Source organism: Tepidanaerobacter sp. EBM-38 (assembly GCA_001896545.1).
GTDB lineage: Bacteria > Bacillota > Thermosediminibacteria > Thermosediminibacterales > Tepidanaerobacteraceae > Tepidanaerobacter.
The window spans coordinates 33940-57578 of sequence record MPOT01000029.1 but is presented as its reverse complement, the minus strand read 5'-3'; the positions used below and the strand labels follow the sequence as shown (position 1 = coordinate 57578).

The 23639-nt window shown below is 37.6% G+C and carries 20 protein-coding genes; 6 read left to right on the top strand and 14 right to left on the bottom strand.

What is annotated here, in order from left to right:
- Positions 1 to 15: 15 nt before the first annotated feature.
- Genes BUC45_RS03445 through ftsE form a run of 5 tightly spaced genes read right to left on the bottom strand, consistent with a single transcriptional unit; the run spans position 16 to position 5289 of the window.
- Positions 16 to 1272, bottom strand: coding sequence for a PDZ domain-containing protein (locus BUC45_RS03445; protein WP_296970358.1), 1257 nt, complete (start codon positions 1270 to 1272; stop codon positions 16 to 18).
- Complete coding sequence (locus BUC45_RS03440; RefSeq protein WP_296970356.1) at positions 1269 to 2525, bottom strand: S41 family peptidase; 1257 nt, start codon at positions 2523 to 2525, stop codon at positions 1269 to 1271. The genes BUC45_RS03445 and BUC45_RS03440 overlap by 4 nt, the downstream gene beginning before the upstream one ends.
- A gap of 46 nt (positions 2526 to 2571) precedes the next feature.
- Positions 2572 to 3714 (bottom strand): peptidoglycan DD-metalloendopeptidase family protein, encoded by a 1143-nt coding sequence (locus BUC45_RS03435; RefSeq protein ID WP_296970371.1) that lies wholly within the window; start codon positions 3712 to 3714, stop codon positions 2572 to 2574.
- A gap of 26 nt (positions 3715 to 3740) precedes the next feature.
- Positions 3741 to 4613: a permease-like cell division protein FtsX gene (ftsX, locus tag BUC45_RS03430; RefSeq protein ID WP_296970355.1), complete on the bottom strand. Its 873-nt coding sequence runs from the start codon at positions 4611 to 4613 to the stop codon at positions 3741 to 3743.
- On the bottom strand, positions 4603 to 5289 hold the full coding sequence (gene ftsE, locus BUC45_RS03425) for a cell division ATP-binding protein FtsE (RefSeq protein ID WP_366749625.1): 687 nt from the start codon (positions 5287 to 5289) through the stop codon (positions 4603 to 4605). The genes ftsX and ftsE overlap by 11 nt, the downstream gene beginning before the upstream one ends.
- A 660-nt stretch (positions 5290 to 5949) precedes the next feature.
- Between ftsE and BUC45_RS03420 the strand changes: the two genes are divergently transcribed.
- Both BUC45_RS03420 and BUC45_RS03415 read left to right on the top strand, forming a co-directional pair.
- Positions 5950 to 7308, top strand: a complete 1359-nt coding sequence (locus BUC45_RS03420) for a sodium-dependent transporter (protein ID WP_296970352.1) — start codon at positions 5950 to 5952, stop codon at positions 7306 to 7308.
- A 72-nt stretch (positions 7309 to 7380) separates the two neighbouring features.
- On the top strand, positions 7381 to 7866 hold the full coding sequence (locus BUC45_RS03415) for a hypothetical protein (protein WP_296970350.1): 486 nt from the start codon (positions 7381 to 7383) through the stop codon (positions 7864 to 7866).
- A gap of 64 nt (positions 7867 to 7930) precedes the next feature.
- On the opposite strand, the gene BUC45_RS03410 is transcribed toward BUC45_RS03415, so the two are convergent.
- The 4 genes from BUC45_RS03410 to BUC45_RS03395 form a co-directional block, all read right to left on the bottom strand.
- Positions 7931 to 11467 carry a glycosidase gene (locus tag BUC45_RS03410; RefSeq protein ID WP_296970347.1) on the bottom strand — a complete coding sequence of 1179 codons (3537 nt, stop codon included), beginning with the start codon at positions 11465 to 11467 and terminating at the stop codon, positions 7931 to 7933.
- Between the two features lie 11 nt (positions 11468 to 11478).
- Positions 11479 to 12480 (bottom strand): hypothetical protein, encoded by a 1002-nt coding sequence (locus BUC45_RS03405; protein ID WP_296970346.1) that lies wholly within the window; start codon positions 12478 to 12480, stop codon positions 11479 to 11481.
- Positions 12481 to 12502: 22 nt separating this feature from the next.
- Entirely contained in the window at positions 12503 to 13654 is a 1152-nt protein-coding gene (locus BUC45_RS03400) for a glycosyltransferase family 4 protein (protein ID WP_296970344.1), read from the bottom strand.
- Positions 13655 to 13852: 198 nt separating this feature from the next.
- A complete protein-coding gene (locus BUC45_RS03395; protein WP_296970342.1) occupies positions 13853 to 14329 on the bottom strand; it encodes a hypothetical protein in 477 nt (158 codons plus the stop codon).
- 199 nt (positions 14330 to 14528) lie between these two features.
- On the opposite strand from BUC45_RS03395, the gene BUC45_RS03390 reads away from it, so the two are divergent.
- The 4 genes from BUC45_RS03390 to BUC45_RS03375 all read left to right on the top strand — a co-directional run bounded on the left by BUC45_RS03390 (position 14529) and on the right by BUC45_RS03375 (position 18908).
- Positions 14529 to 14906, top strand: coding sequence for a Na-translocating system protein MpsC family protein (locus tag BUC45_RS03390; RefSeq protein WP_296970340.1), 378 nt, complete (start codon positions 14529 to 14531; stop codon positions 14904 to 14906).
- A 549-nt stretch (positions 14907 to 15455) separates the two neighbouring features.
- Positions 15456 to 16466 carry a Nif3-like dinuclear metal center hexameric protein gene (locus tag BUC45_RS03385; protein WP_296970339.1) on the top strand — a complete coding sequence of 337 codons (1011 nt, stop codon included), beginning with the start codon at positions 15456 to 15458 and terminating at the stop codon, positions 16464 to 16466.
- A 15-nt stretch (positions 16467 to 16481) separates the two neighbouring features.
- Positions 16482 to 17690: an amidohydrolase family protein gene (locus tag BUC45_RS03380; RefSeq protein WP_296970369.1), complete on the top strand. Its 1209-nt coding sequence runs from the start codon at positions 16482 to 16484 to the stop codon at positions 17688 to 17690.
- A 132-nt stretch (positions 17691 to 17822) separates the two neighbouring features.
- Positions 17823 to 18908 carry a hypothetical protein gene (locus BUC45_RS03375; protein WP_296970337.1) on the top strand — a complete coding sequence of 362 codons (1086 nt, stop codon included), beginning with the start codon at positions 17823 to 17825 and terminating at the stop codon, positions 18906 to 18908.
- Positions 18909 to 19046: 138 nt separating this feature from the next.
- On the opposite strand, the gene BUC45_RS03370 is transcribed toward BUC45_RS03375, so the two are convergent.
- Genes BUC45_RS03370 through csaB form a run of 5 tightly spaced genes read right to left on the bottom strand, consistent with a single transcriptional unit; the run spans position 19047 to position 23574 of the window.
- Positions 19047 to 19973, bottom strand: a complete 927-nt coding sequence (locus tag BUC45_RS03370; RefSeq protein ID WP_296970335.1) for a transketolase family protein — start codon at positions 19971 to 19973, stop codon at positions 19047 to 19049.
- 24 nt (positions 19974 to 19997) lie between these two features.
- Complete coding sequence (locus BUC45_RS03365) at positions 19998 to 20819, bottom strand: transketolase (protein WP_296970334.1); 822 nt, start codon at positions 20817 to 20819, stop codon at positions 19998 to 20000.
- Positions 20820 to 20852: 33 nt separating this feature from the next.
- Positions 20853 to 21698 carry a YitT family protein gene (locus BUC45_RS03360; protein WP_296970332.1) on the bottom strand — a complete coding sequence of 282 codons (846 nt, stop codon included), beginning with the start codon at positions 21696 to 21698 and terminating at the stop codon, positions 20853 to 20855.
- Complete coding sequence (locus BUC45_RS03355; RefSeq protein WP_296970330.1) at positions 21695 to 22456, bottom strand: WecB/TagA/CpsF family glycosyltransferase; 762 nt, start codon at positions 22454 to 22456, stop codon at positions 21695 to 21697. Before BUC45_RS03355 ends, BUC45_RS03360 begins: the two co-directional genes overlap by 4 nt.
- Positions 22453 to 23574, bottom strand: coding sequence for a polysaccharide pyruvyl transferase CsaB (csaB, locus tag BUC45_RS03350; RefSeq protein WP_296970328.1), 1122 nt, complete (start codon positions 23572 to 23574; stop codon positions 22453 to 22455). Before csaB ends, BUC45_RS03355 begins: the two co-directional genes overlap by 4 nt.
- Between the last annotated feature and the right edge of the window lie 65 nt (positions 23575 to 23639).

Here is a 23639-nt window from a genome sequence, read left to right as displayed (position 1 = left end):
ACTCTCATTTTTTACTTATGCGTTCTCATCCCTCTTTTTAAAAAACCTTTTTATCCTTTTCATTATATTATCATCATCCATAACTACATATGTCCCTGAAAAAACCTTTGGAACAAAGATAGCTCCTATGTTATTTAAACCGTTCGGAAATGCACTTATTTCAACATCTTTTATCTTTCCTTCAGAGGTCTTTACTGTCATCCATATGAATGTAGGATATTCCGATAGCACTTCTTGCAGTTTTCCAGGTTCATCCAGGTCTTGCCCATTTATTGACATGATTATATCACCGGAATTTAGACCCGATTTTTCCGCAGGTGAGTTTTTTATTACGTCAAGAATCATCTCACCTTGTTTTGGTGGAACAAACAGAGGCTTGTTCGCCTGTTCGCTTTTCTTTCCGGTAATTATTAGAAATTCATGTCCGGTAGGTGCAAAGATTGCCGCCATATAGGCAAAAGGCAAATACCTTGATGCCAAAACCGATAATAGCAGAAGTATAAAACTAAAGGCAAATAAATTTACCGCTGATGATTTACATCTGTCCTTTGGTGTCTTTGTAAGAGCTATATCCCCATACCCTAATGCTGCTACTACCGGCAGCATCAAGTATATAGCCTGAGGATTTTCCAACACATATTCTGGTGGTCTTATTAGCGGCCACCAATCCGGCATTTGAATTACATCCATTGACGGAAAATCCCCTACAAGAATCGTTAATAACATAATGGGGACAGGCCAAAACTCCTGCAGTGAAAATCCTCCTACAATACCATAGCTGTCATCTTTGACAAATACCGGTGTTGCATTTATATGTCCTGCAAAATATATTAAGAGACTTTCTACAAAATGCAGCACTGCTACAAGACCCATAAGGCCAGCCACATCTATTTGTAAAAGTCCTGTCATCAATGAAAATAATGCTACTAAGCCACCGGCATATGAAAAACACATTAGGTGTGGATGAACAAGAGCAAGAATTAAAGCTAACGGCCATACATATACTAAACCAGCTTCGGTAATACTTATACCAAGCAGCATAACTATAAAGCTGCCAATGATTCCACCAAGAATTCCATAAAATATTGCATAGAGCAATTTATTGCGCGGATTAATCTTTGCAGTTCCAAACAGGGTTTTTTCTAAAGTCTCAGCTTTCTTATATTGTTTCCACACAATGAAAATTACCAGCCAGAAAAATGGATTTAAAACGGCCGATGGAATACCTTGCAATATTAGGATTATAATTTTCCCAAGAGGAAACACATTCATCTCTCCTGTCTTTGCATGTAAGTCGGAGATTTAACTATATCAAGAGCCTTTAACAATTGAGAGTCTTTTTCTCTGGGAATATCAAAAGGACTGATGCCCTCGCCAAGTTCAACCTCGATATCAGGCTCTACACCTATGCCGTCAATGCTTCGTCCACTCGGCAAATAATATCGGGCAATAGTCAATTTCATTCCTGTTCCGTTTTGAAAAGGTTCAATCTCCTGAACGGAACCTTTGCCAAAAGTTTTTGTGCCTATAAGTACGCCTGCTTTGTGGTCCTGAATAGCTCCAGCTACTATTTCTGATGCACTGGCGCTGTTTTCATTGATAAGCACTACAAGCGGCAATGAAATTCTGTTATTATCAGAATAATATTCTTCTAGTTTATTTTTATTCCTGTCCTCGGTATAAACTATCATTCCTTTTCCAAGTATCTCATCGGCTATCCTCACTGATTCATAAAGAGAACCACCGGGATTATTTCGCAAGTCCAATATTAAACCTTTTATACCTTGCTTTTGCAAGCTGTCTACCGCAGCTTTAAATTCATCATAAGTCTGTGAATCAAAAGAGGTAATTTTTATATAGCCTACATTATCGTCAATAATTTCATGTTTTATTGTTGTAACTCGAATATCGTCCCGCGTCAATTCAAATTCCAATAAATCTTCATTATCCTGTCTTTTTATATATACAACAACCTTTGTGCCCTTTTCACCTCTGAGAAGTTTTACCGCTTCATCAAGGCTTTTTCCGGCAAGCTCGATATCATCGACTTTAACTATTATATCTTTTGGAAGAATTCCGGCTCTCTGGGCAGGAGTTCCTTCGATGGGGGATACAACTATGATATCATTGGTGCGCTCATCAACACTGAGCACCATTCCTACACCGCTGAAGGAACCATTAATAGACGCAATAAAATCTTGAAATTCCGTTTCATTCATATAAACAGAATAAGGATCGCCAAGGGATTCCACCACTCCCTTAATAGCTCCTTCAATTAATTTTTCAGGTTCCACATCCTTTACATACTTGTCTTCTATGAGTTTCATCACATCGGCAATCGGCTTTAAGCGCTGTAAATCTGTCTGCCCATCAACTGCAGCAGTAGCAATATTTTTATCATCGCCTTTACTTATTGTGTAGAATGGTTTGCTTCCCGCTGCAGCTCCCGCAAAAAACGAAAGCAGCGATATTGCTATGCACAATACCGCTACTTTAAACATATGTTTTACATTCTTGTTTTGCATATGTATTCCCACCCGGTAAAGTTTTTAGTCTTTACCATTATATCACTTATTTTAGCCAATTCCAAGGGTTAACTACTTCTCCATCTTTGATTACGCCAAAATGAAGGTGCGGTCCCGTAGACCATCCGGTACTGCCAACCAAGCCAATTTTATCACCCTTGAGCACTTTTTTGCCTTCTGCTACGAGCAGTTTTGAAAGATGAGAATACTGCGTAGAAATACCTCCACCATGGCTAACTATGATTGTATTGCCATAACCCCCATAAGAACCTGAAAAAATTACTTCACCATCATCCGCTGCCAGCACGTCAGCTCCCATAGAAGCACCTATATCTATGCCTTCATGGAACCGCCGTGTTTTAAAGATAGGATGCGTTCTCCATCCAAACTCCGAAGTAATATATGTTGAGCTTGGCGTCGGCCAAAGGAATTCCCCTGTTCCAAAAAAGCCTTTTTTGTTTTTCATTTCCCATTCAAGAATTTGCCGGCGCAGATTCTCCGAATCTTTTTGCAGCTTATCCTCTTGACGCTCATACTCTTTTTTCTGTTTTTCCAGCTCCGCCATGAGTCTTTGGCGATCTCCGCGATATGAAACTATGCTGGCTCGCCGAGCATTTATGTCATCGCGCTGCTGAGCTATAATCCTTTGTTGTTCTTCCAGTTCCGCTTTTTTCTTTGCTACTTCTTCCTGTCTTGCCTTAAATTCCATAAGGAGATTTTTATCAGACTCAATAATACGTTTAACCAAATCAAGTCTTGTTAAGAAATCCGAAAAACTGGAAGACGCCAAAATTACCTCTATGTAATCCACCGGCCCGGTTTTGTAAAGAGTTCGCATGCGAACATTTAGATCATCTTTTTGTTCTTCTACCTGTTGTTCGGCTTGTCTAAGCTCTTCTATAGTATTTACTAATTTCGTCTGATTTTCTCTGAGCTTGGCTTCCGTTTCAGCCAGTTCTTTTTGCGCCAAGTTTAATTTTTTTTCAAGCTCTGCCAATTCTTCACTTATATCCTTCTTATTCGCTTCAACTTTCTTTATATTGTCTTTTAAAATTTTTATTTGGTTGCTTATATCTTGCTGCTGCTTTTTTAAATCATCGATGCCACCCAATGCAGTCGGAGCAGTTGCCATTAAAATAATAGCCAGCAGCAAAATGCTTGTAATTACTTTGTGTTTTTTCCAACTCATCACCTTTTTCAACTCCTTATGCAATGCTAAACATTTAAAAATTTCTTTATGGAAAAGCTACTGCCAAATGCCCCGATGAACATACCAATACCTAAAAATCCAAAGGCATAGTTATAAAACTGTTCTATTGGCAGTAACGAAATCATAGGAATATTTAGCTTCACCGTTACATAAAGATACTTGTAAGCTATTCCCAAAATTGCTACAGCTAGCGAAGAACCAATTAATCCCAATACCATGCCTTCTATCAAAAACGGCCAGCGTACAAACCAATCAGTGGCGCCTATATATTTCATAATATTTATCTCACGCCGCCGCGCAAAAACCGTAAGCCTGATGGTATTTGAGATAATAAAAATTGAAACTGCGGCAAAAACTACCATTATCGCCAAACCAATCATCCGAACCCAGTAAATTATGTTGAATAGTTTTTCGACAATGCCTTTGCCGTATTTGACTTCATCAACGCCAGAAAATTTCTCGATTTTTTCAGCAACCAAAGCCACTTCATGAGGATCGTTTACCTTAATTCGGAAGGAATTGGGAAGTGGATTTTCAATACCCTCTAACAAGTCTTCTCCAACTTGCTCTTTGAATTCTTCCAGAGCCATTTCCTTTGAAATAAATTCTACTTCTTTTATCCCGGAAATAGCGGCAAAATCCTTTTTTAGTTGAGATATCCTTTCTTGTTCCAAAGAGTCTTCAAGATAAGCCGTAATCTCTACTTGTGATTCCACATCTTTTAAAATATGATCAAAATTTACCGAAAGTAATAAAAAAGAGCCTAGAATGATGAGTGCAGATGCTACCGCTCCAATGGATGCGAGACTCATCCATCTGTTTCTTACAAGACTGGTGAAGGATTCTTTGAAAAAATATTTGATGGTCCTAAGTCTCATTACTGTATACCCCTCTTTCCTCGTCTCTTACTAAACTACCTTTTTCGAGCTGAATTACTCTTTTTTTCATAGAATCTACCAATTCTCGGGCATGCGAGGCAACAACCAATGTAGTCCCCCGCTTATTGATATCATCTAGCAAATTCATGATATCCCTAGATGTATCCGGGTCAAGGTTACCGGTAGGTTCATCGGCTACGAGGACATCGGGATTATTTACCAGAGCACGAGCAAGTGCGACTCGTTGTTGTTCGCCTCCGGAAAGTTCCGAAGGTTTTGCCTTGGCTTTATGAGCCAAGCCTACTCTTTCAAGAACATATGGTACTCTTTTCCTTATATCTCTGCCGGGGGCTTCCACCACTTCCATTGCAAAAGCTATATTCTCATAAACGGTTTTTTCCGGCAGTAGTCTAAAATCTTGAAAAACAATACCAATACGCCGCCTTAGGTAAGGTATTTCTCTCGGTCTTAATCTGGTAATGTTTTTACCTCCGAAAAATATCTGTCCCCTTGTCGGAAGTTCTTCTCTGAATAAAAGCTTAATCAATGTCGATTTTCCTGCCCCACTGGGCCCGACAATAAATACAAACTCTCCCTTTAATATCTTTAGACTAATATCTTTAAGGGCGACTTGACCGCCCGGATAAATCTTAGTAACCCCATACATTTCAATCAAACTGCTCACTCCAAATTCCATTTAGTTACATATATTTTTAACTTCGACGTCAATACCGAAAATCCTTCATAAAACACACTTAAAATATGTAATTTCTTAAACTTCGTCGACATTATCAAATATATCATTAAATATTTTCATTCTCAACATTTGTATATCATTTTCAGACAAGCTAAGGCGAAATAAGGGGTTTAAGCAATCAATTTTTCTCCTTTTTCACAAAAAACGATATACTTCCCACATAACGGAAAGAATGAATTATGTTATAAAATTAAGGGGTTGACATTTTACAAATTTGTGCATATAGTAATAAAAAGAATTATAGTTTTACAGACAATGACAGAGAAGATAAGCTTCGACACTGTAAATACAGAAAGCTGGGTTTGATGAGAGCCGGTGTTACAAGACGAAGTGCATATTCACTCTAGAGTCTTTGCCCTAAAAGGAAACGAGTAGGGGCAAAGGGTTGTCCTCCCTTACAAAGGACTATAGTTTAGCATATCGCAGACTAGAAATGAGTTATCCCGGATATTTTTTATATTCGGGATAAGAGTGGTACCGTGAGCAAAGCTCCACCTCTAAAATGAGGCGGAGCTTTTTTTATGTGAGCGATTAATATTTGACGGTAATTCAAAATTATTTTAGGAGGTCATATATCTTATGGAAACTAAAACAAGGGAAAATTGGTCCTCAAAAGCTGGTTTTATCCTGGCTGCTGCAGGTTCGGCCATAGGTTTGGGTAATATATGGAAATTCCCTTATAGTGTTGGTACTAACGGTGGCGGAGCATATGTTGCAGTATACCTTTTGTTTTTAGTGCTTATCGGAACTCCCCTTATGCTGGCTGCCATCACTCTTGGCAGGAAGACACAGCTTTCGGTTTTCGGTGCATATAAAAGCATAGATAAGCGTTGGTCATTTGTGGGCTTTCTCGCTGTAATTTGCGGTTTTGTCATACTGGCCTTTTATTCTTCCGTTGGCGGTTGGGTTTTGTATTACTTTAAAAACGCTGTTACGGGAAATCTTAATACAAAAGATCCCCAAGTTCTTGCCGGTATTTTTTCCAATATGATGAACTCTCCTGCAACCTTAATAGTTTATCAGTTAATCTTCATGGCACTTACTATGCTTATAGTAATAAACGGCATTAAAAAAGGAATTGAAGTCACTTCTAAAGTGATGATGCCCGGCCTCTTTATACTTCTTATAATCATAGCTATTAGGAGTGTAACATTGGAGGGTAGTATGGAGGGAATTAAATTCTTGCTGGTTCCTGATTTCTCTAAGATTACCCTTGAAGTAGCTAAAAACGCCATGGCACAAGTGTTCTTCTCTCTCAGCATAGGTATGGGTGTCATGATAACCTACGGAAGTTATTTGGATAAGGAAGTTAATTTGCTAAGCACAGCGGTGTCGATCCCAGCTTTGGACACATTAGCTGCATTGATAGCCGGATTTGCCACTATCCCGGCGGTATTTGCCTTAGGCTTTGAAGTTGGAGAAGGGCCCGGACTTATGTTTATTACACTGCCGGCAGTTTTTGCATCGATGCCTTTAGGGCAAATCTTTTGTATCGCTTTTTTTCTGATGGTTACTTTTGCGGCATTAACTTCTTCAATGTCTATGTTAGAAATCAGCGTTTCTTATTTTGTGGATGAACTGAAAAAGGACAGGAAAAAATCTACATTGGCAGTAGGGATTGTAATATTTCTAATGGGAATACCCGCTTCCCTTTCCCTAGTTCAAGGTAGCAGTTTCTATATAGGAAGTTTGAGCTTTTTCGATATATATGACAAACTGTCTTCCAATATACTCCTAACCACCGGTGCATTTTTGCTTTCCATTTTCGTGGCTTGGATACTTACCACCAAAGAAGCAGTGAAAGAAATAGAGCTTTCGGGAATCCGCTTTAAGTTAGCTCCCGTCTGGAGTTTCTTAGTAAAGTATGTTGTTCCGATAGGCGTATTTATTATATTATTTAATTCCTATAAGGATTTTATAATTGCTCTGCTTAATTGATGGCACAAACGGCAGCAATACCTCTAGATAAAATACCTTAAATATGGTAATATAATTATGGGAGGTGTACAAATGAAAAGATTATATACATTAACATTAATTTTCTTATTTTTACTTACTTCTTCTGTTGCATTGGCAGCAGAATACGGCAGTGTCTATGTATGGTATAACGGAAAAAATTCTAACCTTGCTCCACCAAATCAACTAACTTCTGACATTTTCACTGTAGGAAAGAAAGAAACAATTAAATCACTAACCGTAAAAGGTTATGGTCAATATGCTAAAAGACTATACATTGTTTTCTATGATAAATATGGAAATAAAGGATTTCATTTAGTTGACTTGACTAACTGTCCCCAAGATGACAATGATGTTTATACTTATGAGTACACACCAAATTCAAAAGATAAAGAGTGGAAATCTGTCTCTTTGGAATATAATATTAAAAATTTTAATACCACAAATCGTAACTATAATTATGATTCATTATTCTGGATAGAGAATGTTAATGATTATCAGCTTGAACCTCCATCAAGTGAAGATGACTTAACTCCATAATATATTTTAACAACAACCCCCACCTCCACTATATAGCATCAATAAAAGAGGTGGGGATTAATATTCACCTGCGATTATCTATTCTTTCTCTTACTTGTGCGGGAATCATGTCGCCGACAGTACCTGTGGCAAGACAAATATAGGTATCGGAGGCGCCGTAATATACTAAAATTTCATCATCTACATCAAGAATTTCTTTATCTTCGGCTGCAACGGCACCACAAGTAAATACCACGTTCGGCACCCAACACTTATCTTTTTCTCCCACCTCGCACTCGGTTTCAGGAGATAGTGTGGGGTTGGGCGACCTGTATAGAAGTCGGCCGGGATCTTTTAGGTCAGCCAACATCACTCCTAACCGATACACCATGTCCTTATCCACCCCGTGATATATGAGCAGCCAACCATAACGTGTTTTTATAGGTTGTGCACCAGCTCCTATTTTTAGAGAGTCCCACATCATACCAGAGCGCGGTCCCATTATTATCTTATGACCGTCACGAGGCCATGGAAAAGACAGCTTATCTGAATATGCAATCCATATGCTTGGTTCAATACGATGATATATGACATACTTACCATTGATTTTTTCAGGAAACAATATGGCATCCTTATCCCATAGGCCCGGAAAAGCCAGCCCTCTTCTTTTCCAGCAATTATATTTTCTGTTGAGAAAATCCTCTATGGTAATTGATGCTGCTGCTATTTGAGCTACCACACCATCATATGCGGTATAAAGCATGAAAATTTCATCACCAATTATGACGGTCCTTGGGTCTTCGCAACCTTTTTTCTCTTCTTCCATCTCCGGAGAAAATATAGGGTCTTTTAATCTTTCAATTATTCTATAACCATCAGAAATAGCAAGACCAATTCGCGAAATCTCATCTTCGCCAAATGCTCTATATAGCAGGTATACCTTATCTTTTATCCTTAGCGACGCCGTATTGAGCACAAAACGATTTTCCCACCAGTGCTCATTTATAGGCTTAAGTATCGGCACTTCGCTATAACGCTTTAAAATCTCTGCCTTAGGCCAATAATCCAATTCTTGAATTATTACTTGTTCCCGATGTGGTTTTACTCCCAATAACACCTTTGCTAAATCTATGCTTTCGCGGCCTTGACTTATATATTGAAATACTTGTTGCAAGATTTCTTCAGGATTATATCCCATTTCCTTATAGATTTCTTCAAGCAAATCGTGATTGAACCAATCCCTTTCCACATGTAGGAAAAGCGGTGTAGGTATGCCATCTCCGCCTTTAAAGCTGAAACTGGCCCAAGTCCATGCCGAACACGGTATAAACGTTCCATCGTTTAATACCATGCTGAGGCCATACCCTTTGACCATAGTATCGATATTTTTTGCATCTGTTTCATTATTTTTCTGTCGAAGATTATCCGCAATTACTTGTAATTTTGAAACCAACACCCTATGGTGCCAGTTTTCAAAAATATGATGTGCGGAAAATACAGCCTTTCCATAATGACCTAGAATAGAATTAACAAATTTTCTACCTACTTCCTTCCGTTCCCTTGTATAGGTCTTCCATAGGTCGGAAAAATGCTCAGCCTCAACTATACTTTTTGCTATGCGTGTAAAATACCACAACTTAGGATAGTTGCCACCCATGCCTTTGCCTAAGTTCATAACAGGTATATATGCTGTCAAACGATTTAAATCAGATATTTCTCGAAGTTCACTAGAACCGTGAAAATCATTACGATTTACCACTATTGGAAGTATTTCTACTTCTTCAAAACTATCGGGTCTTAAATTGTCCTTAAGCCAGTAAAATATACGATCAAAATAATCCTTGTCCTCAGTAAACGAAGCCAATGTAAGAATCTTTCGTTCATTCATATTGTCAAGGAGTTCTCTCAAGTTTCTAAAGCCCATTCTTAAAATTAAATTTCCCGGAGGATATTCATATAATAATTTCCGCAGTATTTCCCATTTTACTGCTATAACTTTGCTATGTGGAATAATATCAAATATGCTTTTTACTACATCATTGGTACCTTCTAAGCTGTATAAATTCCCCGGGCATAAGCCATCGATAGTGTTTTCCAAATCTGCCATGAATTCGGTTAAACACCGGTAAATGTCTTCAGAAGAAGCATTATTATGGATGTTTAAAGTCTCTAGAAAGGATATAAAAGCATTATTATACTTTTTTTGAAGTCTTTTAAAAACTTTACTGGTAGTCGCTTCGCAACGATTCTTTCCTATAAGTTTTTTAGGCAACACAATTGGAACCCCTGGAATAAACTCAAGATAATCCAGTGGAGTAAGCACTGGACTGGTTTCATCTAATTTTCGACGCCAATTCTCCGAAAATTGAGATTTATTACTCATGAAAGCATTTACGGTATTTTTATAAATTGTTTCAGTTTGAGCTAAAACAACAGTGTCGACATCCACATTCAAATCACTTAAACCTTCGTTTGCGTTCATGATTTCTAGTATCAGCGCTGCGAGCATTCCTTTACATATAGCTATCATGGTTTCCAATAGGTCTTCCTGCAATATTTCTGAATTAAAATTATAAGCAACTATAAACTCATAAACTGCTCGTGACCAGATTTCTGGTGAGTAAATTACATTGTCTTTCGATTTTGTCATAAATTCAATATGACTAAGCACTTCTTTGCTTAATGTTTTTTGCAATAGATTATTGTAATGACAAGTTCCTTTAATAAAGGAATCTAAAAGCTCCTCATGGTTATAAACAATTTTTAGCGGTACATCCTTAAATTCACTGCTGTACATATCAGGGGTTTTAATAATTTTAAAATCTTCCAACCAAATATCCTCGTCCCGTATTATGCATTCAAACAGTGCTTTAAGCATTTCTTTTTCAGAAATATATCTTTTATCAGGGGGTATTGAGGAAATTTTTGCCCCGAAATTTACCTCACATATCCTTTTACCCCATTTCAAGGCAGTTGTAATAAGCCATGGGTTGATACCATAGCCGCCTAGATATTCTCTACTTTGATCGAATTCAGAGCAGAACTCTTCAACAAGATCGTGCGTAATAGCGACAACTCCGCTGAGAGGATCACTAAATTTAGTTTTATAAAGAGCTGTAATAAGCGGCAAAACTAATATCTTGTCAATGATATTTTCAAACGGATATCGTCTAAAACAGGCAACTGACATATCATAATCTCCAAAGATAGGAGCTGCCAGACAGTCTACCCAATCGGGTTTTAATCCTTGCTCTCCTTTGCTTTTTAAGTCTGTTTCCAGAAGTATCACATCTGACTTAAAAAGACGAGCAATTTCCAAAATGGCTCTTATACCAAAGCCTCGGCCATCGACACCCGACGGCAGTGAAAAACCTACTATTTCGTTTCCAAATCTTTCTTTTATATTTTTTATCGTTTCGACATCTGTTGGACCACCGACACAAACAATCAGCTTTCGGCCTTTTGCCTTTAAACTGTTCTTGGCAACTGTTATAATATTTTCTAAGGCATTTTTTTCGTCATGAAAAGGGACACCTATTATAATGTCAATATCTTTTTCTGATTTAAGTTCTGCTTTTGCATGGTCAATGGTTTCTTTAAAAAGCATTTCAATATGCCCCAACCAAGCCCCTCCTATACCGCCGGAATTAATATCCTTTGTTTTTTTTCTTTAATGTTCTGTAAAACTTGGTGTGCCATCAAAAATGAGATTACAGCTTCTGCACCTTGATTTAAATTAACTCCATGTGGAACAAGAGCATCATGACAGCCTTGTGTTTCCTCATTGTATAAGGGAAGGTTATTGAGATTTTTTCCCCAGTACCAATCATATGCTAGTTGAGCCATTTCTATATATTCTCTTTCACCCGTAACTACAAACGCCTGTAGGCAAGCAAGAGCTATAGACGCCGCATCTACCGGTTGCTGGTCATAAGGCGGTATTTGGCTTTTTTTAATCCACCACCCCTGATTACCAACAATATTAAGATATCCTTTCTTAAATAAAGAATCTGTAAGAAAATTCAGTGTAATCTTAGCTACTTTTAAAGCCTTTACATCTTTACTCACTACATAAAAGCCAAATAATGCATGGGGCAGCAATGCATTGCAGTACGTAAGTCTGTCCTCAAACCAATGCCAATCTTTACAGCGATTGGCATCGTAAAGTTTTATAAGTTTATATGCAATATGCTTTGCATATGGCAAGAGGCTTATCCTTTCTAATGAATCTATAAGTTTCACCATACCTAACAATGTATAAGACATGGCCCGTGGAGAATTGGTATCTATAGCCTTTGGCAGCACCTTTTTTAACATCTTACAGGCAGTATCCTTTGTTTCAGGTATATCGCAGTCCGCTGCAAAACTTGCTGCAAGTATACCTCGGCCTACACTATCCTCTGAATTAATCAATGTATAATATTTATCATGAACTTTTAAATTTTGCCATGTGCCGTCTGGCATTTGAGCTTCTTGTAAAAAACTTATAAAAGTTTTTATAAGTTTTTCGCGCTCCAATTCCTCCATTCCTATTGCAACAATCAGTGCCCGAGCATTATCATCTACCGTATAACCGCTTTCAATTAAAGGATTTGATATATCGGAAAATTGAATAATCCCCGTTGAATCGGTCATGCGTTTAAAATGCCTATACACTTTAGAAAACCTTCCTTTCAGCCTCTGTCTGCATAATATTTTCTATTATACTTACATATCTTTTGCCTACTTGAGGCCATGTCATAGTTTTACCTAATTTACTGGCCTTTTCTTCCAGATTCTCTTTTAATTGATGGTCGGATAAGATTTTATCTATCAATGATGCCAATTCTTCCGGATTGGCATCATTGGCTATAAGGCCCCTACCGTCCGCAAGAACTTCCAGAGCGTAATCATATGGAGTAGACACTATTGCCCTACCACAGCCTACAGCATAGGAAAGAGTTCCGCTTACAGCCTGATTGCGATGTGGATAAGGGGTAAGATAAACATCTGCCATATAGAGCACTTCTCCTAGTTCTTCAATGCTGAGATATTTATTGATAAATCTTATGTTATTATCAACTTCCAAGGCCTGTATTAAATTGACAAGAGAATCCCTGTAAGCCTCTCCCATCTTTTTCCTTAGATTTGGGTGTGTTTCTCCTGCTACCAAATAAATAATATCGGGATATTTTTCTTTTAAGAAAGATATAGCTTTAATTCCCAATTCAATACCTTTACCTGGACCTAAAAAACCAAAAGTAACTACTAGCGGATGATCCTCGACCCCATATATTCTTTTAATTTCATCTCTAGATTTTTCTTCAAATATCGGCACTCCATGATGGACCATATAAAGTTTATTGAGAGGTATATTATATACCTTGTTCAGCAGTTCTGAAGAGCGGTGGGTCATACATATAACAGCCATTGATTTTTGGCCCAATGTTGATAGTATCCTTCGTTTATGAAAATCCGGTGATGGTAGAACTGTATGAGTATTTAGGATAAATGGTTTTTCCAAGTTTTCGATAAAATCCAATACAAAGGCACCGTCATTACCGCCAAAAATACCATATTCATGCTCTACAAAGACCAAATCTATATTTGCAGTATTGACAAATTCAGCTGCAATCACATACTGATCCCTATTATCCTCTTCTAAGTCAAAAACTACTTCCGGCGGATAATTATAATAGTCGTTTTTGTCACTAACGGCAAGAATTGACACTTGCTCACCACATAGCATGAGATTGTTTCTAAGATCCTTTGAAAAAGAGGCTATTCCGCACTCCCTAGGAAAATAGGTAGATAATATAGCAATATTCATGTGCATTTCTCCTTAATATATTTATATAATCGTAAATTTATATCATAACTGTATTTCAATTTTATTAAAAAGTTTTTGCAAAATAGCTATATCTATTATTTGCCTGTTCATACACTAATATTATTGTAAATTTGCCATTATATTATCCATAGTTATTTTTTAGCATAAAATATGCCCTGTTTTAAACAGGGCATATTTTTACAGTTTTACTCTTTCAGCATTCAGCTCTTTTATAAACTCGCCTATATCAATCGTAAAAGTTCCCCGACCTGACCAATCTGTTTTAACATCAGGTCTGTTTAAAGGAATATTCAGTTCTTTTTTGTCGGAAAATATTTTTAGCAAAACATCTTGAACCATGATTCCCGGATCAAGCCAAATATTTGTTTCTATAATGAGTTTAATATCATCTTCCGGGTCTATAAATAAAAAATTCATAGGTGATGCCGGATCTGCCTCAAAAATTCTTCCCATTAAATAATTACTGTCATAATATCTTTTTCTTCCTAAAGCAGCTAGTCTTTTTCCGCTAAGAATCATTCCGAAAAATTCAAAAACATCCTCAGAACAGCTTTCTTCAATTATTTTACTATTGTACATAAGCTTTAAATTTATAAAACTGTTATCCATAACGCTCAAACCTCTTTGAAGATACAGTTCAATTGCTACCTGCATTGTAGCATGCCCCCCTTCTAAAAAATTTACCACTTCATTCCATGATATTCATAGGGCTTGTTAGTTGCTACATTTCCATGCAAATATTTATTTTTTTATAAGGCAGGAAAAATTTATTATTTCGTAGAATATAGTTCGTGTGCCAAAGTGTATACTTATATTAGACTTTATTATAATATAATGTAAAGGAGATGAAATTTTGAAGAATATTGGCGATTTTAAGCAAGAACTTATTAAAATAAATAATCAAGTAAATGAAGAAATGTATGGCCGAGGTTTAGATTGGCAGAAAATAGATATCATTGGAGATAAAATTATTATTTTAGCATTAAATCGAAGAATCTCTGTACTAAGGCATATAGATGAAAAAGACGCATTTACTGCTAGATTGATGGATCTGGCATTATTAAATGAATTTAAAATCAGAATTAAAACATATTTTGAAGATAAATTTCAATTAAAGGTACGCACAATATTAAAAGATTACGACCCTGTAAATCAATTGGCCGGTATGATAATAATTACCGTTGAGCCGGTAGAAGAGTTTTTTGAAAAAATTTTTTCAAAAAACGCTTGACAAACTAAAATTTATTTGATAGCTTGTAAATAGGACTTTGTGAAAAATTTTATAATTGACTGGATAAGAAAGATCTTAAAAAGATAGTTCGAGGCCGTCAAATAAATACCTTTAAGGGAACTGTTATGCTATTTTCATATCGAGAATGGTAGTGTAATTTTCCTTTAGAGAGGTATTTATTTGGCGGCCTCTATTTTTGTCCAAGTTAACTATCTATAAAAAGAACTTACAGAATTTATTTAGTTTCACTGAAAAAGTTTGAAATTCAATTTAAGCAATTTTATAAATTGAATGTTTGGAGTTTTTGTAAGATATGCACTGTAGAAATTTTTTATATTTTTACAATAAAATTGAATTATTGGAAGGACTTTTGTTTTAAATGTCGTAGTATAATATGTGTAGCTCATCACTGATGAGGGAATAAATAGGGAATAAATAAATATATTGGAACACATCCTATTTATAAACAAAATCAAAACCTTTAGTTTTTCGGCAGATTTTGGATTTTGCCAGAACTTTAATCTGTATTTAAAAAAGGAGGAACACTAGATGAAGGTAAAGGATCTAATCGAAGTACTGGACAATATAACAGGAGGGAGGGTAGTCAAGGATTTAGGCGATGTATTTACAGCTAAGAACCCATTTGTTGTGATGAAGTCATCAAATATTCCTGGAAAAGCAGTAATGGAAACTCCGGGTCTTGTTTACGGAAACCCTGAAGCAGAAATTAAAAAAGTTGCCGTAACAATGACACTTACCGAAGGAAATATTGAACTTGCTGGTGCAACAGGAGTAGACGTCATTGTAGCTCACCATCCCATTGCTGATGCGGCAAATTCAGGCGGGGTAACTCTAAGCTGCTATTTGGATCTTTATAATATTTCAGTATTTGAACTTCATGAAGCTTTTCACGGTTTACATCCTGGCATTTCCTATATTCATGGCCATAAGCCTTTTTATACGGATATAAGATATGGAGGTATCCCTGGAAATATTATGTATGTCGGTAAAACATTAGACGAAATAAAAACCTTGGGTGATATTTTAAATCGTCTAAACAAAATGATGGACATGGACAAAGAGCATCAAGTAATGGGAACAGAAAGAATCCACTTTAACTGCAGTGAAATTAAAGACTCCGCTACTGCTGTTCAGGGAGAAATATTGTTGGGCACAAAAGACACTCCGGTAAATACAATTTTGCATATTTTCCCACATACCGGATTTACAGCTGAACATCTAGAAAAAGCAAAGAGTGAACATCCTGAAATCGATACTGTCTTAGCTACAATAAGCCGTGTCAAAATGGACAGTGACTTAGTCTATAAAGCTAAAGAACTAGGCTTGAACTTTATTTGCGGCAATTCCCATGCTTTGGAAGTCTTTGAAAATGGACTACCTCTTGCATATGCTTTAAGACATTACTTGCCGGAAGATGTTGAGATTGTGATTTTCCGGGAGAGGATATGTTCCACTCCGCTTAAAGATTTTGGCTCTGCAACGATTAAAGATTATGCCAAGTTTATTACTGAAAACTACCTTATACACGACAAAAAATAAAATTTCTTTGGGGTGATGCTATTGTGGGACTTAGTTATTAAGAATGGTCGCATACTAACTATGGATTCCCCCCATGAGCAATATAAATCTGTATTGATTAAAAATGGAATTATTTCAGATATTGTTGATAATGAAACGGCTGAAAATCTTGATGCCTGTGAAGTAATAGATGCTACTGGGTTGGTTGTAATGCCGGGACTGGTAGATTGCCATACTCATTTATGCGAATATGCCACTGAAGGAGTTCATCACATCAGAGGTAAATCCCAAACAATAGCCGCTATATCAAATTACCTCGATTGTTTGAAAAGCGGTATTACCACGATAGGTGATCATCACCTGGGTCACCCGTTATTATCGGCTCCTTTAGAGGTACTAAAAGATGCAGCTCGGAATACGGTTTTAAATATTAAATTTGCTGCCGGGATGTGCTGTTTAGGTACTGAACCATTGGCTTATACTTCGTCACTGCGACCGGGAGGTAATTTGACCCTTGATGATTTAGATAACGAGCACTATGCTAGGCTGGCAGTTGAAAGTGAATTCCCAGGAGAAAATATATTCATAACCGCTACAGTAGCTAATCTGCCCTGTCATCTTGTGCCTAATGGTGGAAAACGTATTTTTGATAGTGAGGATATTTTCGAAATTGTTAATATATTTCACTCGCTGGGCAAAAAAATAGGGGCACATATCGAAGGTGCTGACAATATCCAGTTGTTTATAGATGCGGGCGGTGATGTGGTTCACCACGGTCATGGTGCCAACGCCAGTCAATTTGACGAAATGGCTCGAAAGAATATTTTCCTTGTTGCTACACCACATGGTGGAACAAGTAGTTCTCCAAATACACCGGAGGATATCTACAATGCCTTAAACGCCGGGGTAACAACAGCTATAGCCACTGATTCATATTTGCCGGTACATGCAAAAGCTGTTGGCTTAGATGATATAAAAATGGTCGGGCCTAAAGACTTTTTAAAAATCTGTAAACCCACTTTTGAATATTTAAGTAAGCATGGTGTTGCAAAGGCTGACTGCCTAAAAATGATAACTATAAATGCTGCTAAAATCATGGGCTTGGAAGCAGAGATAGGTTCAATTGCAAAACTCAAAAGAGCTGATATCATCCTTTCCAAAGGATTGCCTGTTTTTGACTTTACAGACACCGAATCTATTACCACAGTTATTAAAGATGGTTTAATAGAGTTTAATAGATGTTAATTAAAGCTTATAGATAAATCATTAATTTCTGGAGGTGATTATTTTCAAAGCAAAGTAATGTATTAATTATTATATTACTCACTATTATTAATTTTACTAATTACTAAAAATTTATACAAGGAGGTCTCTTTAATGGCTGTTAAGGAAAATGAGGCAACTAAAGGTAAGGCTCGTCCAATATCGAATATTGAGTATGTTGGTATGTCTCTTATTGCCCTTACCCTTATTATTCTTTTTGTTAAACCAGAAATTATCGGCGGTAGTTTTGATGCAATGTTGAAAAAAGCTGTCGGACCTGTAGTTAATGTATATCTTACAGGCACCCTAGGTACTGCCATCATATTGAGTGTTATGACCGGCCGTATCTTGGAACGTCTCGGTTTTACCGATGCCTTAGTGCGTATTTTTACCCCGCTTGCAAAGATTATGAAAATCACCCCGTTAATTATCGTTCCCGCTATTTATAACATACTCGGAGATATAAACGCATCAGGAAGAATAACCGGACCTGCATTAAAGAAAGCAGGAGCTACAAAAGATGAACAGAAAATAGCTGTTGCTACCATGTTTCAATCACAACAATCCTTCTCAACTTTTATGCTGGGCTTAGTAGCTTTTGCATCAAAGGGAATTTGGGCATTTCCTATTGTAATAATCGGAATACTACTTCCTGTTATCGTGATACCCTTTCTTCTCAGCAAGACCCTCTACAGAGACGTTCAGTACAAAGATATCAGCGAAATGCCAAGCTTTACACCTAGCACTCCTCTGTTTACCACTCTAATGAATGGAGCTCGAGAAGGTGCTGAATTAATGTTCTTATTACTAATACCAGCTGTCGTTGTAGTTTTCGCCATAATAGGATTACTTGAATATATGGGAATATGGGCACCTATCGAATCAGCAATGTCTGCATTCCTTAATGCTTTATCGATTGACCCTGCAACCGGTATGCAATCAATCCTTGTTGCACCAACACTTGCAATGAATACACTGGTCGAAACAATCGGAACTATGCCAACACGTTTCGCCATAGGTTCATTTATCCTTGCTGCATCAGGCCTGCCTTTGCAGATACCTTTTGCTCAAATTCCTGCTGTATGGTCACAAAGCTCTGACCTTACCGGTGGCGAAGCCATGCAAGCAGCCCTTGTAGGTTTGGCAATCCGTGTATTCAGTGCATTTGCTTTAGCTTGGATATTGACACCAATGGTATAATTCATCATTGGGATAAATTGACAAGTAACGCTGCAGAATAATCTGCGGCGTTTATTTTTATTGTAAAAATTAATGTGGCTTCCGCTTTGCCTTTTAAAAAGGAGCCATTGCATTATTGCAACAGCCCCCCTTCAGTTTTTATCTTTTTATTTCTTTTGCGGCTTTTACTATATCTTCTGCCGTCAGGTTATACAGTTTTAACAATTCTTCAGGCTTGCCTGACTGGCCGAATTTATCTTTTATTCCTATTCTTTTCATTGGTGTTGGCTTTTTCTCGGCTAGGACTTCTGCTACCGCACTGCCCAGCCCACCGATAATGGTATGTTCCTCAGCAGTGACAATCGCACCACATTCTGCAGCCTTTAAAATTATTTCTTCATCAATTGGTTTTAATGTATGAATATTTATCACCATTGCTTTTAAGCCGCTTTTTTCAAGAATTTCTGCAGCCTTTAAAGCTTCTCCCACCATTATTCCCGTAGCTATTATGGCTACATCATTACCTTCTCTAAGGATTTTGCCCTTACCTATTTCAAACTCAGAATCCTCTTCGAATATAGTTTCTACTGCCAATCTGCCAAAGCGAAGATAAACCGGACCTTCATGAGCGGCCGCAGCTCTCACAGCTTTTTTTGCTTCAACAGCATCGGCCGGATTTATTACTGTCATATTCGGCAATGTCCGCATAAGAGCTAAATCCTCAATAGACTGATGTGTAGCTCCATCTTCACCAACAGTTAGGCCGGCATGTGTCGCTGCAATTTTTACATTTAGCTTTGGATAACATATTGAATTTCTAACCTGCTCAAATGCTCTTCCGGTAGCAAATATTGCAAAAGTGCTGGCAAACGGTATTTTGCCGCAAGTTGCAAGCCCTGCTGCAGTACCCATTAAATCCTGTTCTGCTATACCAATATTAAAAAATCGTTCAGGATATTTTTTCGCAAAAATAGCTGTCTTAGTAGAACCCGAAAGGTCAGCATCTAAAACTACAATATCTTTTATCTCTTCACCTATTTCGGCCAAGGCCTCTCCATAGGCTTCTCGAGTTGCAATCTTGGTCATCTGATATCTCCTCCACAAATATATTTATATAGACTGTAAAGCCTCTTTTACCTGTTCAAGAGATGGGGCTTTTCCGTGCCAACCTACCTGATTTTCCATAAAAGGCACACCTTTACCTTTTACAGTTTTCGCAACTATGACAGTAGGTCTGCTTTTTACGGTCTTAGCTTCCTCAACAGCCTCAAGAATCTGCTTCATATCGTGCCCGTCTATATCGATTACATTCCAACCAAAAGCTTTAAACTTCTCTTGTATGTTTTCCGGTGACATTACTTTTTGAATTGGACCATCTATTTGCAAACCGTTGTTGTCTACAAAAGCCGTCAAATTATCTAATTTGTAATGCGCTGAAGTCATGGCTGCTTCCCAAATCTGACCTTCCTCAAGCTCGCCATCACCCATTACTACATATACCCTATAGGATTTGTTATCCAATTTTGCCGCAAGTGCCATACCATTTGCGGCTGATAAACCCTGGCCTAAAGAGCCTGTAGTCATATCCAGACCCGGAGTTGATTTCATGTCAGGATGCCCTTGAAGCATGGAACCTGTCTTTCTGAGGGTTAGTAATTCTTCTTTGGGGAAAAATCCCTTTTCTGCTAGGACTGCATATAGAAGCGGAGCCGCATGGCCTTTAGATAAGACAAACCTGTCTCTTTCCGGCCAATGAGGATTTTGAGGGTCTACATTCATTACATGAAAGTACAGTGCAGTAACAATATCTGCGCTTGATAATGACCCACCGGGATGACCCGAACCCGCTTCAGCAATCATTTCGACAATATGGCGGCGAATAATACGCGCTTTAGAGTTAAGTTCATTGATAGTTTCACAAGATATACTCATCTTGAAAATCACTCCTTAGAAAATAATCTTTTTTTAATCATTTTTATAGCTAAAACCTTCACCTAAAACTTCATGCACATCATGGATAATTACAAAAGCCCGGGGGTCTGTTTGATGAACTATATTTTTTAGCTTAGATACTTCTAAGCGGGTTATCACGCAAAGTAAAACATTTTTGTCCTGTCTGGTAAATCCGCCTTCTGCTTTGATAAAAGTGAGACCTCGCTCCATTTCTGTAAGTATTTTTTGTGATATTTCTTCTGTTTCGTTTGATATTATGTATACGGCTTTTGCATAGTTAAAACCTTCTTGAATTAAATCAATCACTTTGCTGCTCACAAACAAAGCAATCCATGCATACATGGCAAGTTCCCAATTGAAGGCTATACCGCTTAAGATTATAACAAAAAAATCTATTATTAGTATGCCCTGTCCCACACTTATTGACGGTATAAAGTGATTTAAAATCATAGCTGCCAAATCAGTTCCGCCGGTTGAGCCCCTTACTCTAAAAACAATGCCCAGGCCTATTCCCAAGATTATGCCTCCATATACGGCAGAAAGCATCAAATCTCTAGTTACTACAGGAAAATTAGCAGTTAGCTCTGTAAAAACAGAAAACAGGAGACTGCCTACTAGCGTTTTTATACCAACACTTTTGCCCAGGAAAATTATTCCTGATAAGAAAAGTGGGATATTAAACAGCAGCATTATCCACCCTACTGGTAGCTTAAAAAGATAATATAAGACTGTCGCAAGACCGCTGACACCGCCTGCGGCTACTTTGTTAGGAATAAGAAACATTGTAAGACTTAATGCGCCAATAAAAGATCCTAAAACTATTTGCAAGTATTCCAAAAACAGTTCCTTATATTTCATACACTCACTTCTTTATTTTTTGTCAGCCTGCATGCCGTCACTTTTAATAAAAATAATGGTAAAACACTTATTCTCTTTATTCGTGTCGGTTGGGTTAAAAGCCTGTACAGCCACTCCAAACCGGCCTTCTGCATAAATACCGGGGCCCTGTTCACATTACCAGACAGCACATCAAAACTGCCCCCGACACCCATAGCTACTCGAAACTTCAGCTTATCTTTGTTGTGCAGCATGAACATTTCCTGCCTGGGACATCCCATCGCCACCAATAAAATATCGGGTTTTGAATTATTAATTATACTAATTACTTTCTGAGTATCATCCTCATTGAAATATCCGTGATATGACCCAACGATTTGTATATTTTGAAACATTGATTTTATTTTTTCTCCAGCTTTTTCAGCTATCCCTGGTTTGCCGCCAAGCAAAAATAACCTCAGTGATTCCTTATCTGCCATACCCAATACTTTCATCATAAAGTCAAAGCCTGTAGTCCTTTCGGCAAGAGGCTTACCTAAAATTTTCGAAGCTATTACCACACCTATGCCGTCAGGAAGACAAATATCAGCTGCATTAAGCACAGCTTTTAATTCATGGTCTTTTTGGGCGGCCATGATAATTTCTGCATTTGGGGTAACAATTACTTTATTACTATAAGAGTTTAAAAATGCCGCTACTCTGTGGCAAGCATCTTCGTAATCGACACAATCAAGCAAAACATCGAGCACATTTATACGCTCTCTATCTTCAGCATTCATTTATCTTCCTCCAGCAGATTTATCGCCAACTTTGCATTTTTATTGGCTAAAACTGTCAACTCTTCTTTTTTCTCCTGGAGTTGTTTTTGACTTTGCGGTATATTAGCCAAAGCTTCCTCTAATAAATTGCAGAGTGCAACTAAATCTAAATCCCCTGGCTTGCCTGCCGATGGTTGGTCTATCCTGCTTAGAAAATGCTCCACTTTCGGGTCATATACCAATCCTACCAGCGGCACCTGCATCATAGCCCCGAAAATTAAGGCATGAAGTCGCATACCAAATATGAGATCCATTTTTCCGCACAGCCACAGTATTTCGCGGGGACCAATGGATTCAGGAACAACTGTGGCATTTTCCTTCATCAATTTAATTATCTCCAGGGACTCATTGTAATCCTTGGGATATTGCATTGGTAAAAATATGATATCTGCGTCATGACTTTTTACTAAGTAATCGCAGGCTTTAGCTATTATATCACGACTTTTATTTAGATTCCACGGTCTTACAGATACACCGATTTTAGGATGCTGTTCATTAAAACTGATATCCAGCTTTCTCAGCAATTCATATCCTGCTTTATCATCAATAGGCTCTAGTACAAATGCTGGATCTGCTGTAACTATAATAGGGGGCTTGGATACGCCGAGATTTTCCAGCTCTTTCCGGGATTGTTCATCTCTTACTGTTATGAGATCCACCATGTTTCCCACAAGTTTAATCATGCTCTTATTTATTTCCCTAAAGACCGGGCCTACTCCATTGGCATAAAACATGACTTTTTTATTCAGCTTTTTAGCCAAATATAAAATAAAAAGGTAGTAGGGAATCGACCGATTGCTGGTAACATCTTGAAGAAGACCTCCTCCTCCACTAATCACCAAGTCAGCCCTGGATATTTCTCTTATTATGGCAAATGGGCTAGTTCTCTGTACGGCATTTATGCCATAATATTCCCTGGTCTTTAAAGGGTCTGCAGAAAGAGCCGTGATTTCAATATCACTTTTCAGTTTTTTTAGTGAGTTTACAATAGCCATGAGTATAGCTTCATCTCCGGCATTACCAAAACCGTAATAACCAGAAACCAATACTCTTCGCATCAATATTTCTCCTTTTTTCATAGAGATAAATCCCCCTAATTGTGAGAACTCCCAGCATCTACTAGCAATGCACTTAAGCTTTCGGA

Coding starts and splice junctions, on each gene's coding strand:
- BUC45_RS03445 (WP_296970358.1), bottom strand. CDS start 1,272: ATGAATGTGTTTCCTCTTGGGAAAATTATAATCCTAATATTGCAAGGT.
- BUC45_RS03440 (WP_296970356.1), bottom strand. CDS start 2,525: ATGCAAAACAAGAATGTAAAACATATGTTTAAAGTAGCGGTATTGTGC.
- BUC45_RS03435 (WP_296970371.1), bottom strand. CDS start 3,714: ATGAGTTGGAAAAAACACAAAGTAATTACAAGCATTTTGCTGCTGGCT.
- ftsX (WP_296970355.1), bottom strand. CDS start 4,613: ATGAGACTTAGGACCATCAAATATTTTTTCAAAGAATCCTTCACCAGT.
- BUC45_RS03420 (WP_296970352.1), top strand. CDS start 5,950: ATGGAAACTAAAACAAGGGAAAATTGGTCCTCAAAAGCTGGTTTTATC.
- BUC45_RS03415 (WP_296970350.1), top strand. CDS start 7,381: ATGAAAAGATTATATACATTAACATTAATTTTCTTATTTTTACTTACT.
- BUC45_RS03405 (WP_296970346.1), bottom strand. CDS start 12,480: ATGACCGATTCAACGGGGATTATTCAATTTTCCGATATATCAAATCCT.
- BUC45_RS03400 (WP_296970344.1), bottom strand. CDS start 13,654: ATGAATATTGCTATATTATCTACCTATTTTCCTAGGGAGTGCGGAATA.
- BUC45_RS03395 (WP_296970342.1), bottom strand. CDS start 14,329: ATGCAGGTAGCAATTGAACTGTATCTTCAAAGAGGTTTGAGCGTTATG.
- BUC45_RS03385 (WP_296970339.1), top strand. CDS start 15,456: ATGAAGGTAAAGGATCTAATCGAAGTACTGGACAATATAACAGGAGGG.
- BUC45_RS03380 (WP_296970369.1), top strand. CDS start 16,482: ATGCTATTGTGGGACTTAGTTATTAAGAATGGTCGCATACTAACTATG.
- BUC45_RS03375 (WP_296970337.1), top strand. CDS start 17,823: ATGGCTGTTAAGGAAAATGAGGCAACTAAAGGTAAGGCTCGTCCAATA.
- BUC45_RS03370 (WP_296970335.1), bottom strand. CDS start 19,973: ATGACCAAGATTGCAACTCGAGAAGCCTATGGAGAGGCCTTGGCCGAA.
- BUC45_RS03365 (WP_296970334.1), bottom strand. CDS start 20,819: ATGAGTATATCTTGTGAAACTATCAATGAACTTAACTCTAAAGCGCGT.
- BUC45_RS03360 (WP_296970332.1), bottom strand. CDS start 21,698: ATGAAATATAAGGAACTGTTTTTGGAATACTTGCAAATAGTTTTAGGA.
- BUC45_RS03355 (WP_296970330.1), bottom strand. CDS start 22,456: ATGAATGCTGAAGATAGAGAGCGTATAAATGTGCTCGATGTTTTGCTT.
- csaB (WP_296970328.1), bottom strand. CDS start 23,574: ATGAAAAAAGGAGAAATATTGATGCGAAGAGTATTGGTTTCTGGTTAT.